The organism is Methanobrevibacter sp. DSM 116169 (assembly GCF_046197865.1).
Taxonomy (GTDB): domain Archaea; phylum Methanobacteriota; class Methanobacteria; order Methanobacteriales; family Methanobacteriaceae; genus JAHKLT01.
In genome coordinates this window covers 1,605,001-1,619,598 of sequence record NZ_CP166990.1, presented here as the reverse complement: position 1 = coordinate 1,619,598, position 14,598 = coordinate 1,605,001, and the positions used below count along the sequence as shown (strand labels likewise).

Genomic DNA, 14,598 nt, shown 5'->3' with positions numbered 1-14,598 from the left:
TTTTATAATTCTGTTATCCAGCTATGGCCTCTTTCTATGTAATATTTGTCACTTTCTGCTTCAAGCTTGTATGTATCTTCTGCAGTTATATTTACTCTTCCATATGCATCACTTATTATGTATGCATTATCTCTATCTAATTCATTTTCTCCAAGTGGGGCCCAATTTCCTTTATATGGAATTATAACATGTATTTGATCATATGATTCATAAGTTTGCCCATAAATATTTGTATATTCTACTTTATTTTCACTGATAAACTGGAATGTTTTTCCTTTCCACACAGGATACATTCCAAAATATCTCCAATCTTCATATTCAGCATTATCTCTTATTCCACACATTATTTCAGTAGCTGTAAACATAAAAGCTACTAAATTCGGAGATTTTGTTAATAAGGTTTTACTTGCAGCATATAATTCCCCTACTCCTTTTACTATTCCATAATTAATTTTGCTACGTATATTTATTATATTTGCAATTGAAGAGCCTACATTATTATAAATTTTTTTAAATTGACTATTTAATGAATTAAAATTTAATTTTACTATATTTGGATATAAATAACCTAAAAAATTTATTACAGCTCCTTTTGAACTTTGTAAATCTTCTTGTTGGACACTTGTTGCAACAGAACCTGAATTTTTATAATAAATTAATTGAGAAGGACTATTTGATAATGAAATTACTTGATATTCATCATAATCTGTTATACTAAATGGCTCACCTGAAATTATGGCAGTTATTACATCAGACAATCCACAATTTGCTTCTTGACCACTTAATTCTAAACTAAATTTTTCAATTTCACTATAAAGAATTGTATGCATAAATCTAAATGATCTTATGTTTTCTATATCTCCAGTGTAATCATTAGGATTTTGATAGCCCATTGCATTTAGATATTTTCCATAATAGTTTATTCCACTTAAAATAATATCAAAATTAGATTTAGACCAAGTAATATTATATTCTTCTTCTAATTCAGTAGCTAATTTATCACTCATCCAAGCTGTTGATAGTGCAGATAAAAAACAATCATTAACAATATTTTCTATATTATCATTACTTTTTGCTGAATTTAGGTAATAATCAACATCTTCATCTGTAACTTTAGAATTTGATAATAAGTAACTTTGAATAAGATCATAGCCTAATTCAGAATTCCAATAATTATTATTAATATTAAAGTATTTATTCATTATATTATAGCTAATTTTTTCATTTCTCTCCATTGATAGCTTTTCTGTTTCAAGTAATGTTTCTACATTTTCATGGTATGGAATATAAATACCACCAGTATTTGTGGCAATTTCATCTGTCTTAGGGGAGTTTAAATAGCTTGTATATTCTATTGAAGCTTTTTTATCGTTATTTAAATATAATTCTAAATTTTCATATCCTAAATTTGAATAATTATAACATTTAAAAACAGCATCAAATTTATTTAATCTGTTATCAAAACGACCATAATATTTTACTTCTATAAATTCATCATAAACTATTAAACTTATGCCTTGACTAGTTATTTTTGTGTTTAAATCGAAATACAATACTTCATTATTTGGATTTTTTAATGGAATAAAATACATAATGTTTTTTTGAAGATCCTCTATGTTGGAATAACTTTTAGCTTGTTCTAGATTATACCAAAAATTATACTCTCCAAATTCACCAGTAATATAAATCATTCGAGCTATTGGTGCTTTAACTGTTGTATTTAAAATAATAGAATTAAGTTCTAAAACAGTATCAATATTAATACTATAACTAAAATTTGGAGTGTGATTGACGTTTAATTTTCCATTTTCATCTATTTTATTGAAATTATATGAACCTTCATAAATGTAGGTAAAATCATAAAGTTTTTCATTTAAATTAATTGTTAAATAAACATTACCTTCATTATCAGTTATTCTTTCATATGTAGGCCCATTAATTGAAATTTTCACTAATTGGTTTGCTAAATTTATTCCATTACTATCTTTTAAATTTATTTTTAATTTATCACCTTTTTCTGTTATGTTGTAGTTATCTACTGTTAAAATTGTATCTAATTTATAGCTTTCTTCTTTTATTATTAGGATATTAAAATAATTACTGCTTTTATAAAATTGATTTTCTTTAAAATTGTAGTAAACATCGTAGATATTTGTATGTAAATTAATTTTAAGTCTAGCTATTCCTGATTCATCTGTAACTCGACTATATTCTATACCATTAACTTTAATATTGATAATTTGATTTGTAATAGCTTTTCCATACCCATCTTTTAATTGTGCTTCTAAATATTCTCCTTTTCTATTTAATGTTAAATTGTTACTTTCAATGGATGTATTCTGTTTTAATACGGTTAATGTTGTTGTAATGGATGATTTGACTTTACCATATTCTCCTATAAACTCAGATTTTACAATATAAGTTCCTGGATTCAAATTTATTTTTAAAAAAGCGAAACCATCATTAAATGTTTCTTTAGTATATTTTACTCCATTTATTGTAATTTCAATATTTTTATTTTCAAGAGAATTATTATTTTGATCAAGTAATTGAACTTTATAATAATTTCCATCACCATAATAAAATTCACAATCTTCTGAAATTAACTTTGTGTGACCTAAATTCACTGTAATGGTGTTTAAAACTGTTTTTTTATTAAAATGTTCATCTTCAAATATAGATTCAACTTTATATGTTCCAGGACCTAAATTTATTTTTAATTTAGAAAATCCTTTCTCATCAGTGTTACGATAATATGTAACGCCATTTATTTTTATAGCTATTTGATAATCTTTCAATGGTTTTCCATTATTATCTTTTAAACAAATTGTATAGTAATTTCCATCTCCATAAAATTGATTTAAATCATATCCTGTTAAATCAACATCTAATTTTTCATTAGAATTTAATATATCTAAAAGAATGTTTACAGAAGAATTTTGATAATTTTTTAAACCTTTAAAATAAGCATAAATTGGATATTGTCCAGGATTTAAATTTATATTGAGTTTTGAAATACCTTCATAATTAGTTTTTCTTGTGTATTCTATTCCATTTACTAAAATATGAATATCTTGATTAACTAAAGGATTTCCGTTTTTATCTATTAAATTAAAATCTATTGCATTTCCTTTTTTATTAAATATTGTATCAATTGATAAAAGCTCTGTTTCTTGTTTTGTAACTATTATATTACATGTATTTTCACTTTTATTATATTTTTCACTTCCATTAAAGTTAAAATGTGCTAAATAATTTCCTGTGTTTAGATTAACTTTCCAATTTCCTTTTCCATTTTCATCTGTCAATATATAATGAGTATTGTTTTCTATTGTTAATTCTATTGTGGCATTTGGTATTTTATTTTTATTTTCATCTTCTAAGTTTATTTCTAGAAATTCTCCGGATTGATAACTGGTTTCAATGTTATTTGAAGAAATAAAACTATTTATTTTATTGTCTTCTTCAGTTAAATTCTCATTAGCTTCTATGGAACTTGGTGCTATTAAAAATAGTGTAAATAGAAGTAAATAAATTATTTTTTTCATTATATTCTCCTTTTTAGTTAATGGTCTTTTTTTTTAAAAGACTAATTACTTCTTTAATTAATCGATTTTAAATAATTTTTCTTATTTTTTAAAACAAAATAATTAATTATTTATATTTTATATTCTAAGAATAATTAACCATTTATAAGTCATTATTATTATCTTAAAACATTTTTATAAACTCATACAATTTCAAATTTAAAAAATATAAATATATTAATTAAAAAAAAGAAAAAATGGATAATGAAATTTACACTTTTATTCAATAATAAAAAAGAGGAAAAAAACTTACCTAACAAGGAATATTCTATAAATGATTTACTAAAAGATTTAGAATTATCTTCTCAAACTATTGTAGCTAAAATAAATAATGAAATAGTAATTGAGGAAAGTCTTATAAAAGATAATGATGAAGTTCAATTAATTCAAATTATTTATGGTGGATAAAAACAATTTAACCAGGTAATTTTATGAAAGTATATTATGAATGCGCACCTTGTTTTTTAAGACAAGCTAAAGAAGCTATGGATTTAGCATGTGATGATGAAGATTTAAAAATTAAGTTAATGGAAAATGTTTTTGAATTTTTAGCTAAAAATTATAATGAAAATGCATCTTCAAATAAGACAGGTTCACAAATTCATAAAATGATTAAAGAAGAAACAGGATGTACTGACCCATATATTAAAGAAAAAAAGATAGGTAATAAAATAGCTTTAAAATACCTTCCAATGGTTGAAGATCTATTAAATAATAATGATAGTTTAGAAAATCATGTTAAAATAGCTATTTTGGGAAATTTATTAGATTTTGGTGCATTTGAATTAAATACAGATATTGAAAAATTAATAATGCCTGGGTTGAATAAAGATTTAGCTATTAATAATACTGAACAATTAGAAAAAGACTTAAAAAAACATAAAAACCTTTTATATCTCTTAGATAATACTGGAGAAATTGTTTTTGATAAGTTACTTCTTGATAAAATTAAAGAATATGATATAAATATCACATTAGCTGTAAAAGAAAAACCTATTTTAAATGATGCATGCTTAGAAGATGCAATAGAAGTAGGTCTAGATAAATATGGAAAAATTGTTTCTATTGGAACAGATACGGTAGGAGTAGTTTATTCAGAAATTTCAGATGAATTTAGAGAAATTTTTGATAATGCTGATTTCATAATATCTAAAGGTCTTGGAAATTATGAAGGTTTAACAGAAGTAGATTTAAAAGGTAAAGATGTGTACTTTTTACTTTGTGTTAAATGTTCTGCAATAGCTAAAGATTTAAATCTTAATATGCAAGATATGGTAATATTGAAAAATTAAAAAATTATATTTTAATAGAAATAAATTTATTTTAGTTAAATTAAAATAAGCATATGAATAATATTTTTAGGGTTTTTTTAGGAATAGCAGGATTTTTAATTATTGTAGCTATTGCATTTTCTACAATGTATAGTCCAAACTCAGAAATAGATTCTGTAAATACTTTAAATATTTCTGATAATTATACTCAAGCTATTAATGATGGTAAAACTCTCAATAAAACCGTTATAATCTATTTTACAAGTTCAAGTTGTTATTATTGCGATAAATTTGAAGATGAAACATTATCAAATGAAACGGTTATTTCTAAAATAAATGAAGATTATATATTCGTTCCAGTAAATATTAATGAAGATCCTGAAATTGCAAGGAAATTTTCAGCATATACTACACCTACTATTGTATTTTTAGATTCTAATGGTGATGTAAGTCAAGAAATTATTGGTTATCATAATAGTGCAGAATTTATAAGGTTTTTATAAAATGGAAATTTTACCAATAATATCATTACTTGCAGGAATAGCTTCAGTTTTATCTCCTTGTATTATACCAGTAATTCCTATATTATTTGCATATAATACAGAAAATAGAAATAAAAAAGAAATACTTTCATTTATTTTAGGTTTTTCACTAATTTTTATTTTACTTATATTTTTAACAGGATTTTTTACAATAGCTATAAATTATTATGTTTTCTATTTTAGAATCATTGCATGTATTATATTATTTATAATGGGATTATATTTAGTATTAGATTATAATTTTATTAAATTTAATTTACCTAAGCTTAATTATAAAAAAGGATTAAAGTTTTCTTTTATTTTAGGATTTATTTCATCAATTGCTTGGGCACCATGTTTCAGTGCATATCTTGCTTCACTTATAGCATTACTTGCATCATTTGCAGATCCACTATATGCTAGTTTAAATATTTTAATATATTCTATTGGTTTTGGCCTAACATTATTTATTATAAGCTATTTATTTTCAAAAATTAACTTAAATAAGCTTATAAATAATTCTAATTATATTCAAAAACTTTCAGGAATTTTAATTTTAATATGTGCAATTTATATGTTTTTATTATCTATGGGGTGGATTTAATGATTGTAGGTTTTATTGGTTTTGGAGATGTAAATTATCATATAAATGAACTATTATCTAAAAATGGAATTAAAACTATCACATCATGTGATGAAAGATCAAATAAAACTATAAAAAGAATAAAAAATTCTAATATTGAAATTTTAGATTCGTTTAAAAGTGTTGCATCTAATTGTGATTTATTAATTGATGCAACAAGTCCAAAACAAGCATTAAATAATTTCAACAAATATTTTAAGTTTTTGGATGGTTATTATTTAGATTTAAATAATATTTCGCCTAATACAGTAAAAAAGTTTGAAAGTGAAAATTTTATAGATGGAGCTATTATTGGTAAAATTAGTTCTTCAGAACCAATCATTATAGCTTCTGGTGAGAAGGCATTAAAATTAGAATTTTTAAATGATTGTAATATAGATTTTAAAGTAATTAGTTCAAATATTGGTGATGCAAGTCTTTTAAAAAGTTTAAGAAGTTCATATACTAAATCATTAGCAGCTATTTTAATAGAATCTGTCGAAATTGCAGAAAATTTTAATTTAAAAGAAGAATTTTTTAATATTTTAGCTATAACTGAAGGAAATAGTTTTAAAAATAAATCAACTTCTAGAATTTCTAATAGCATAAAACATAAAAATAGAAAAATAGAAGAATTAGAGGAATTAATTGAATTTTTTAATTCTCAAGATACAACTATGATTAAAGCATCAAAAGAAAAATTTAAGAAAATTTAGCTATTTTGAATTGATATTTCTACTTTATATCCTTTTTTGGATTGGATTATTTTGCTGTGAAGTGGAATAAAATGAGAATCCATAACATATCTTAAATAAGTAACTTCTTTTGCAGGTAATCTTAAATTTGTTTTAATTTTTTTACCATCAGTTTTTACTTCAATAGCTATTTTACCATCTTTATTTATATATAAATCTCCAGTTAAACCATCAGATATGATTTTACTTTCAAATTTAGTTAAATTCAAACCAGCATATAATTTTAATGGTACATCATCTACTTTTATTTTACTAGATTTAAATTCTTTATCTGCCTCAGATGCAGGAATTCCAGATTGATTTGCAACATACCAAGCTCTTTCAATCACTCGATTAATACTTTGTTCTGGAGGAATAATTCCTTTAGCTTCATAATCTTTCATTAATTTTAGAACTTCTTCTTTTTTTACTTCTTCTTCAATTGAACTAATAGCTAAACGTGTTAGGACTGGGCCATATTCTGCTCTTCTAAAAGTAGCCCAAATAGATTCTTCATCTCTATAAACTCTACCTTTAACAATTTCATTAATAGCATTTCCAGTTAAATAAGCTATTTTTTCTAAATTTCCTCTAGAGTAGGTGTTCATTCTTTTTTCAATATCATTTAAGTTTCTCTTACCTGGAATATTGCCTAATTTTATTTCTCGCTCTAAAATTTTAATTGTTGTTTTTGGAAGAAATTCTTTCACATATTCTGGAATTTCCATATCATTATCTAAAATAGCTTTTCTTATATCTCTACCTGATACTTTTCCATCAAATTCCAACTCAGGAATTATATGAAAATTCATTTTTTTATTGTATTTTTTATATAGGAATTCATTAACTGCAAACCATCTAATTACATTACGATTAGGCAAATTTCTAGGAATTCCAACAAAAATACCTTGTTTTACAAATTTTTCAGAGTATTTATGAATTTCTGCAGGAGATACATTTGCAGCATCAACATAATCAACTACTCCATCTTCAATCATTCTAGCTATTCTAATTGGAACGCTATATGAAAGAGTAAGTCTGTGATGTAATCCTTCAATAGGTATTACTTCATCGGCACCAGCTTTTAAAGCCATTTCACGACGAGCCTCATAACTTGTAAAAAATGGAGCATGATTTGCACTATAACCTTTATTTAAATATATAGCTACTTTATCTCCAGTTTTTTCACTTATATCTCTTGCTTTATCGATTAATTTCACATGTCCTTTATGAACTGGATCAAAATCAGCACTAATTCCTATCATAATTTCTCACTTATCTAACTTTCTTATAAATATGTTTTCTAATATTATATAAGTTAATTTTATAATTACTTAAATTAAATATTTTTAATAATTATGAAAATCTTATTTTTTCACGTGATATTATGAATAAAAAATCAATCAGTGAAAGTAATAGGGCTTCTTGGAATCAAGCATTAAAATATCATCAAAAAGCAAGGGGAAATTCTTTATATGAAGGATTTAAAAAAGCTAATTTTACAACATTAAATAGATCTTGTGATGAAGTACTTATAGATAAGTTAAATAAGATTGATTTAAAAGGAAAAACTATTGGACAATTACCTTGTAATAATGGTAGGGAACTATTATCATTAATGAATTTTGGATCAAACGAAGCTATTGGATTTGATATTTCAGATATTGCAATTGAAGAGGCAAATAAACTTAAAAATATATCAAAATTAAATGCTAAATTTGAAAGATGTGATATTTTAGAAATTAGTGATAAATATAATAATTATTTTGATTTTATTTATATTTCTGAAGGTTCACTTCAATGGTTTAAAGATTTAGATGAATATTTTAATGTTATATCTAGACTTTTAAAAAATAATGGAAAATTATTGATTTTTGAGATGCATCCTTTTGCATACTTTTTTGAAAATGGTTTCAATATTGATGAAGAAAATTTTAATAAAATAACTCCATATTTTGATAAAGGACCATATAATTATGAAGATGGTTTAGACTATGTAGGTGGAGTTAAATATGATTCTAAAGAATGTTTTTGGTTTATGCATAAAATATCTGATATTTTCAATGCTTTAATAAAAAATAATTTAAAAATAGAAGAATTTGAAGAATATAACTTGGAAATGGCTAATAATGATTCAATAGAATTTTTAGATAAATTTCCACTTAGTTATATTCTTATAGCTACTAAATAATTTCTTCTTTTTCTTCAAGACTTTTAATATAATGTTTTGACCAAATATATGCTATTATTGCACCAGCAGCATTTCCAAATATAATTCCATACCAAACACCAGTTTGACCTAGGTTTAATATAACTGCAAATATATATGAAAATATTATCTGAAGAAGTACAGCTCTTATAAAAGCTACTATAAGAGAATTCATCCCTTTTCCAAGACCTTGGAATGTTGAAGTGGATATAACTCCTAATGGGAAAAATATGTAAAATACACATGTAATTTGTAAAAATTCGGTCATTTGAGGCAAAATATGTGCAGTTTGAGGAGTATATGCAAATAAATAACTGATATAAGGAGCTAATATAAAGACAGCTATAGATATAATTACCATTATTAATGTTCCTATTTTTATTGCATAGTTATGAGCTATATCAATATTATCAAATTTACGTGCACCAAGATTTGCACCACTAATTGCCATAACAGACATCCCAATAGCTATAGGGATAACCATTAAAACAGCAACAACTCTCCAACCTCCAGTATAAATTGTAACTCCATCTACTCCTGATACAATCATTAAAATAGCATTTAAAGCTATAGCTAAAAGACTTATAAACATGAATTCAACACCAGCAGGTATTCCTACATTTAAAAGTTCTTTAATAATTTTATTTTCATAAATAAAATCTTTTATATTAAATTTAATATATGTGTCTTTTAAAAACCAATATACTATCAAAAGACAAACTAAACACATAGATAATATAGTTGCATAAGCTGCACCACTAACACCTAAACCTAGATAATAAATGAAAATTGGATCTAAAACCATATTTAAAATAGCTCCAAATAACATTGCATATGTAGTTTTTTTAACATTTCCTTCTGCTCTTAAAATTCCATATGAAGTAGATGAAAATACAATAAATATAGTTCCTAAAAATAATACATTACCATAGTCCATAGCCAAATCAACTGTAGGTCCAGCCCCTAATACTAATAATATTGGTTTTAAAAATATTAATAAAATAAGTGTAAATAATATTGTAAGAATTATTGTTAGAAGTATTACATGTATTGCTGCATTATCTGCTTCTTTTTTGTTTTTAGCACCTATATATTTAGATATTACTGCTGTTGCACCTGATCCGATTCCATTTGAAAAACCAAATACAATCATGTATAATGGGGTTACGAATCCTACTGCAGCTAAAGCCATATCTCCAAGACCAGCTACCCATATTCCATCTATTAATGAATATAATGAATTTATAACCATAGCTATTATCATAGGTATGGATAATTTTAAAACTGCTCTTTTTGGATCTCCTAAAAGTAAGGATACTCCTTCTGTTTTATTATCAGTAGTTGTAATTTAATCATCTCCTATTTTTTTACAAATTTCTCTAAGTACTTTTTTTTGATTTTTACTTAGATTTTTTAAACAATCATCATGAATTTCATCTCTAACTTCACATATTGGCTCTAATATGTTTTCACCTTTTTTTGTAAGAGACAATTGAAATGAACGCCTGTCATTGGGATTTTTAATCCTTATTAAATAATTATTATCTTCAAGATTATCGATAATATGTACTATAGTAGTTCTATCAATTTTTAACATTTGCCCTACTTCTTTTTGATTAATGTTAGGTTTATTATTAACTGCCATTAATACTCTATAATCATTTGTTGTAATTGAATAGTTCTCTAAAGCTTTATCAAATTGCTCTCCAAATTTTTGAAGTATTGATCCTAGTACATAACCATAGCTATCATTCATATCCAAAAATATAACCTCCTATAAAATTATCAATAATGATGATAATCAACTCTACTGATTATTTATTTATTTGATTATATTTAAATTTATGTAAAAAAATAAAAAAGAGATTATTATTTATCTAATAATCTGAAAACACCGCTAACTACTAACCAAATACCAATTAAACAACCAAGTATAAATGGATCTGATATATAGCTACCTAAAATAATGTATATTACACCTAAAATAATTCCAAGTATTCCCATCCAAAATCCATATTGACTGTTGCGGCTTGTAATTAAGGTCATAACACCAATTATAATTAAAAATATTCCTGCTAAATAAACAGTTATAGCAGCTAAAAATGCAAATAAATCAGGATTAAAAATAAGTCCAAGACTCAAAATAATCATTATTACTCCTAAAAAAGTATTTAAAATACCTCCGGTCTTATTATAATCTACTAAGTTCACCCCTACTATTAAGAAATAAATACCCATTAGAAGGATAGATAATCCTACAATTGCACTTGCCCCTATTACTCCGAACATAGGAAATGCAATTATCACTAAACCTAAAATAATTCCTATTATACTAATTAATTCATTCTTCATAATTTTTTAACTCCAAAAAATCACTAATTAATATTATAATTTTTTAAATATATATTATTTTTCTACCTTTAATACAATGGAAGATGTTTAATAAATGTTTTAGAATAATTCATATTGGAATGTTTAACTTCTCCAATCCATTCTGATTTACATTCACAATCAAAATCAATAATACTTTGATTTAAATTAGACTTAATAATTTCATGTTTCAAATCTTTATTACATTTTTTACAGTTATATGGTCCTCTTCTTGAACCAAAACCTGATGTATCAAGTAATGCAGGAATTTTAAAGTTTGAACGAACAGTGTTTATAACTTCTATAGTACTCCAAATCCAAGGAGCTTTATAAGATCCATTTCTCCACATTCTTTCAATTAATGTTTTGCTGTGAATTGTTGCAGGACAAAATGATATTCTACTAACTCCTGTTTTTTCACAATGAGCAGCACTTTCAATTGCCTCATCAATAGCTTCTTTTTCATTTAATAAAATGGGTTTAATAAAAATATAAGCTTTAGACTTGAGATTATATCCTTTTTCTAAATTCAATTTAGAAATTAATTTTACAGAATCATTAAAATCTTTTAATGTGAAACCTTTATTTATTTTATTTAATCTTGTATTATCATTTGATGTTTCAAGACCAATAGCTATTTCAAATAACTTATCGTCAATAATTTCAAAGATATCATCAATAATTTCTTCTTTTATATATTCTGGTCTAGATTCAACAACAATTTCACTAATTTCTTTAGTATTAGCTATTATTTTTAAAATTTCATCCCTACAATTAATAGATAGCTCATGAGGATTTAGAAAACTTCCAGATGCAAATAGCTTAATAGCAATCTTCTCACCATTTTCATAATCTTCTTTATATGGGTGGCGATTTAAATGATTTTCAAATAATTCTATAACATCCTCATCAGCTATAGGTTCTAAAGTAGTATCTGAAGTATAACTGCACATTGTACAACCTCCACTATCTCCAAGAGCCCAAGAACAACCTGATGTTGGTAAAATTATAAAAATTGTTTTACCTGAACCTGAATAAGTTAAATCATCACCATACCAACTAGCAGCAACTTGAGATGGACTTTTCCCTTTATCATGCTCAATTGCATAATTTCTCATTTCTTTTGTTAAATTTTCAATTTCCATTTTATACCTTAAATTAAATTTATTAATTATAATTATATATAAATTTATAATAGCTTAGGTGATTATAATTGAGAATTTATTTATAAATACATCAGAAATTTGTAAAAAACACGGATTTAAACAAAAAGAAGTTAAATCTATTTTTAATAAAAGTAAAGGAAAAAGAGGATTTTTCCTAGAAGATTATACTCTAAATCCATATTCTGGATGTTCTTTTGATTGTATATATTGTTATATAAATGGAAGTAAATATGCAGATAATACTAATTCATTTTATGTAAAATCTAATGCAATAAATTTAGTTTATACTTTTTTAAAAAGATTATATAAAAATAATGAAAGAGCACTATTGAATTTAGGTTCATCATCAGACCCTTATATGGATATTGAAAAAGATCTTAATCTTACAAGGGAAATTCTAAAGACCTTTTTAAGATTTAAAAATCCAGTACATATAATTACAAAATCTGATCTTATTTTAAAGGATATAGATATTTTAGATAAAATTAATGAAGTAGCTATTTTACCTGATGATTTAAAAGATAATTTAAATTCTAAAGTTATTATTTCTTTTTCATTTTCAACAATAGATGATGAGATAGCTAAAATTATGGAACCTAATGCACCACTTCCAAGTGATCGATTAAAAACTATGAAAAAATTATCTAATAAAGGATTTAAAGTAGGTGCAACTTTCATGCCAATATTACCTTTTATTAGTGATAGTGGTGATGATTTAAAAGAAGCTATTTTTGAATTTTCAAAAAATAATTGTCAATATGTTATTCCTGGTGCTATGAGTTTATTTGGTAATAATGATGAATCATCTAGAATAAAATATTATAATGCAATTAAGAAATATTTTCCAGAATACCTAGATAAAACTGAAAATTTATTTTATGATAAAAAAAGTCTTGTTAAAAAAGAATATCCATCTAATAAATATCAAAATGGATTATATAAAAAAGTAAGAAAGTATTGCAGTGAGTATAATATCTCAACTACAATAATAAAAAATAAATTATCTAAAATTTAGAGATTACTTCTCCTAATAATTTAATTGAAACTTCTTTGTCTTTTCCAATAGGGGAACCAGCAACATATTGGGTTACGCCCATTTTTCCTAAAGCTTCTACTTTAGGGACAATATCATCAACAGTACCGCAAACAGAAAATGCATCTAATGCAGCATCATCAACAAGACCCATAGCTCCACCGAAGTCACCTTTACCAAGGCAGTCTCCTATTTTACTTGGAAGATCATCAGGTAATCCGTGTCTTGCCATAAGTGCAGGAGGGGAACCAGCAACAATAAATGCTACAACAATTTTAGCAGCACCTTTTGCTTTTTCAGTATCGTCACCAATAGAAGTAGCAGTATATGCAGCTACGTCAAATCCATTCATATCTTTTCCAGCACCAGTTCTACCTTTTGTAAGAAGAGGTACAGCAGCTTCATAATCTTTAGGGTTAGAAGCATTAATTAAAACACCATCAGCTACTTCACCAGCAGTTTCTAACATTTTAGGTCCTTGTGCACCCATGTACATAGGAATTTCTTCTTGAACAGCTTTTACTCCACCTAATTGAGCTCCGCCTTCAGTTTTTCCACCAGCACATAATGTTCTAACATCAGCTATTGCATTTTTTACAGTTGTAACAGGTTTTTCCCATGGGATACCTAATGCATCAAAAGTAGCTTTATCTCCAGGACCAATACCGAAAGTAGCTCTTCCATTTGAAATCTCATCAATAGTAGCTATTGCAGATGCTGATATTGCAGGACTTCTTACATATGGATTAGTTACACCAGGTCCTAATTTAATGGAATCAGTTGCTTCAGCAATTAAAGCTAAAGCTTCATATACATTCTTATTGTTGTAATGATCTGTAATCCATGCGTATTCGAAACCAACATCTTCTGCTAGTTTAACGAGTTTAACAATTTTATCTAAAGGTTCGTTTGGAACAAATTCTATACCGAACTTCATATTTATCACCATTAAATATTTTAGTAAAAGTTTATATAAAGTAATTTGTATTTAATTATTATAGAAAAATATAAATACCATTTAACAAAATAGTATTATAAAATAAATAAATTCATGTTTATTAAAATTTTTAATCTATTTTCCATCT

At 24.9% G+C, this 14,598-nt stretch carries 15 protein-coding genes (1 of these 15 only partly in view); 7 read left to right on the top strand and 8 right to left on the bottom strand.

Features of this window, described 5'->3' with window-relative positions; translation table 11 throughout:
- Nucleotides 1-2: 2 nt before the first annotated feature.
- On the bottom strand, nt 3-3,548 hold the full coding sequence (locus ACA134_RS07810) for a hypothetical protein (RefSeq protein ID WP_409199855.1): 3,546 nt from the start codon (nt 3,546-3,548) through the stop codon (nt 3-5).
- Between the two features lie 243 nt (nt 3,549-3,791).
- Here ACA134_RS07810 and ACA134_RS07805 point away from each other — a divergent pair, with 243 nt between their 5' ends.
- The 5 genes from ACA134_RS07805 to ACA134_RS07785 are packed head-to-tail and all read left to right on the top strand — an operon-like array spanning nt 3,792 to nt 6,717.
- Nucleotides 3,792-3,995 carry a MoaD/ThiS family protein gene (locus ACA134_RS07805; protein WP_409199854.1) on the top strand — a complete coding sequence of 68 codons (204 nt, stop codon included), beginning with the start codon at nt 3,792-3,794 and terminating at the stop codon, nt 3,993-3,995.
- 23 nt (nt 3,996-4,018) lie between these two features.
- Nucleotides 4,019-4,879, top strand: coding sequence for a damage-control phosphatase ARMT1 family protein (locus ACA134_RS07800; RefSeq protein ID WP_409199853.1), 861 nt, complete (start codon nt 4,019-4,021; stop codon nt 4,877-4,879).
- A 53-nt stretch (nt 4,880-4,932) separates the two neighbouring features.
- The gene (locus ACA134_RS07795) at nt 4,933-5,361 is read left to right on the top strand and encodes a thioredoxin family protein (protein ID WP_409199852.1); all 429 of its coding nucleotides are present in this window, start codon (nt 4,933-4,935) and stop codon (nt 5,359-5,361) included.
- A 1-nt stretch (nt 5,362) separates the two neighbouring features.
- Complete coding sequence (locus ACA134_RS07790; protein ID WP_409199851.1) at nt 5,363-5,983, top strand: cytochrome c biogenesis CcdA family protein; 621 nt, start codon at nt 5,363-5,365, stop codon at nt 5,981-5,983.
- On the top strand, nt 5,983-6,717 hold the full coding sequence (locus ACA134_RS07785) for an NAD(P)-dependent oxidoreductase (protein WP_409199850.1): 735 nt from the start codon (nt 5,983-5,985) through the stop codon (nt 6,715-6,717). Before ACA134_RS07790 ends, ACA134_RS07785 begins: the two co-directional genes overlap by 1 nt.
- Here the strand turns inward: ACA134_RS07785 and ACA134_RS07780 are convergent.
- Nucleotides 6,714-8,000, bottom strand: coding sequence for a cytidyltransferase (locus ACA134_RS07780; protein WP_409199849.1), 1,287 nt, complete (start codon nt 7,998-8,000; stop codon nt 6,714-6,716). The genes ACA134_RS07785 and ACA134_RS07780 overlap by 4 nt on opposite strands.
- Nucleotides 8,001-8,122: 122 nt before the next feature.
- Between ACA134_RS07780 and ACA134_RS07775 the strand changes: the two genes are divergently transcribed.
- Entirely contained in the window at nt 8,123-8,926 is an 804-nt protein-coding gene (locus ACA134_RS07775) for a class I SAM-dependent methyltransferase (protein ID WP_409199848.1), read from the top strand.
- Here ACA134_RS07775 and ACA134_RS07770 read toward each other — a convergent pair.
- The 4 genes from ACA134_RS07770 to ACA134_RS07755 all read right to left on the bottom strand — a co-directional run bounded on the left by ACA134_RS07770 (nt 8,919) and on the right by ACA134_RS07755 (nt 12,459).
- The gene (locus ACA134_RS07770; protein ID WP_409201091.1) at nt 8,919-10,292 is read right to left on the bottom strand and encodes an MATE family efflux transporter; all 1,374 of its coding nucleotides are present in this window, start codon (nt 10,290-10,292) and stop codon (nt 8,919-8,921) included. The two genes, ACA134_RS07775 and ACA134_RS07770, sit on opposite strands and share 8 nt — an antisense overlap.
- Nucleotides 10,293-10,700 carry a MarR family winged helix-turn-helix transcriptional regulator gene (locus tag ACA134_RS07765; RefSeq protein ID WP_409201090.1) on the bottom strand — a complete coding sequence of 136 codons (408 nt, stop codon included), beginning with the start codon at nt 10,698-10,700 and terminating at the stop codon, nt 10,293-10,295. It lies immediately after the preceding gene.
- 113 nt (nt 10,701-10,813) lie between these two features.
- The gene (locus tag ACA134_RS07760) at nt 10,814-11,296 is read right to left on the bottom strand and encodes a DUF308 domain-containing protein (RefSeq protein ID WP_409199847.1); all 483 of its coding nucleotides are present in this window, start codon (nt 11,294-11,296) and stop codon (nt 10,814-10,816) included.
- Nucleotides 11,297-11,364: 68 nt separating this feature from the next.
- Entirely contained in the window at nt 11,365-12,459 is a 1,095-nt protein-coding gene (locus ACA134_RS07755) for an archaeosine biosynthesis radical SAM protein RaSEA (RefSeq protein WP_409199846.1), read from the bottom strand.
- A gap of 139 nt (nt 12,460-12,598) precedes the next feature.
- Between ACA134_RS07755 and ACA134_RS07750 the strand changes: the two genes are divergently transcribed.
- On the top strand, nt 12,599-13,495 hold the full coding sequence (locus tag ACA134_RS07750) for a radical SAM protein (protein ID WP_409201089.1): 897 nt from the start codon (nt 12,599-12,601) through the stop codon (nt 13,493-13,495).
- Here ACA134_RS07750 and mer read toward each other — a convergent pair.
- Together mer and ACA134_RS07740 are read right to left on the bottom strand one after the other, a co-directional pair.
- Nucleotides 13,485-14,450, bottom strand: coding sequence for a 5,10-methylenetetrahydromethanopterin reductase (gene mer, locus ACA134_RS07745; RefSeq protein WP_409199845.1), 966 nt, complete (start codon nt 14,448-14,450; stop codon nt 13,485-13,487). The two genes, ACA134_RS07750 and mer, sit on opposite strands and share 11 nt — an antisense overlap.
- Before the next feature lie 130 nt (nt 14,451-14,580).
- A protein-coding gene (locus tag ACA134_RS07740; protein ID WP_409199844.1) for a CDGSH iron-sulfur domain-containing protein crosses the window boundary here: on the bottom strand, nt 14,581-14,598 show its end. The gene runs 684 nt beyond the window's last position; the window shows 18 of its 702 coding nt (coding positions 685-702); its start codon lies off the right edge, out of view — the gene reads right to left on this strand; it ends in the stop codon at nt 14,581-14,583.

What these genes read in the sequence shown, in the direction of transcription:
- ACA134_RS07780 (WP_409199849.1), bottom strand. Translation starts at nt 8,000, where the DNA reads ATGATAGGAATTAGTGCTGATTTTGATCCAGTTCATAAAGGACATGTG.
- ACA134_RS07785 (WP_409199850.1), top strand. Translation starts at nt 5,983, where the DNA reads ATGATTGTAGGTTTTATTGGTTTTGGAGATGTAAATTATCATATAAAT.
- ACA134_RS07800 (WP_409199853.1), top strand. Translation starts at nt 4,019, where the DNA reads ATGAAAGTATATTATGAATGCGCACCTTGTTTTTTAAGACAAGCTAAA.
- ACA134_RS07805 (WP_409199854.1), top strand. Translation starts at nt 3,792, where the DNA reads ATGAAATTTACACTTTTATTCAATAATAAAAAAGAGGAAAAAAACTTA.
- ACA134_RS07795 (WP_409199852.1), top strand. Translation starts at nt 4,933, where the DNA reads ATGAATAATATTTTTAGGGTTTTTTTAGGAATAGCAGGATTTTTAATT.
- ACA134_RS07765 (WP_409201090.1), bottom strand. Translation starts at nt 10,700, where the DNA reads ATGAATGATAGCTATGGTTATGTACTAGGATCAATACTTCAAAAATTT.
- ACA134_RS07790 (WP_409199851.1), top strand. Translation starts at nt 5,363, where the DNA reads ATGGAAATTTTACCAATAATATCATTACTTGCAGGAATAGCTTCAGTT.
- ACA134_RS07755 (WP_409199846.1), bottom strand. Translation starts at nt 12,459, where the DNA reads ATGGAAATTGAAAATTTAACAAAAGAAATGAGAAATTATGCAATTGAG.
- ACA134_RS07775 (WP_409199848.1), top strand. Translation starts at nt 8,123, where the DNA reads ATGAATAAAAAATCAATCAGTGAAAGTAATAGGGCTTCTTGGAATCAA.
- ACA134_RS07810 (WP_409199855.1), bottom strand. Translation starts at nt 3,548, where the DNA reads ATGAAAAAAATAATTTATTTACTTCTATTTACACTATTTTTAATAGCA.
- ACA134_RS07760 (WP_409199847.1), bottom strand. Translation starts at nt 11,296, where the DNA reads ATGAAGAATGAATTAATTAGTATAATAGGAATTATTTTAGGTTTAGTG.
- mer (WP_409199845.1), bottom strand. Translation starts at nt 14,450, where the DNA reads ATGAAGTTCGGTATAGAATTTGTTCCAAACGAACCTTTAGATAAAATT.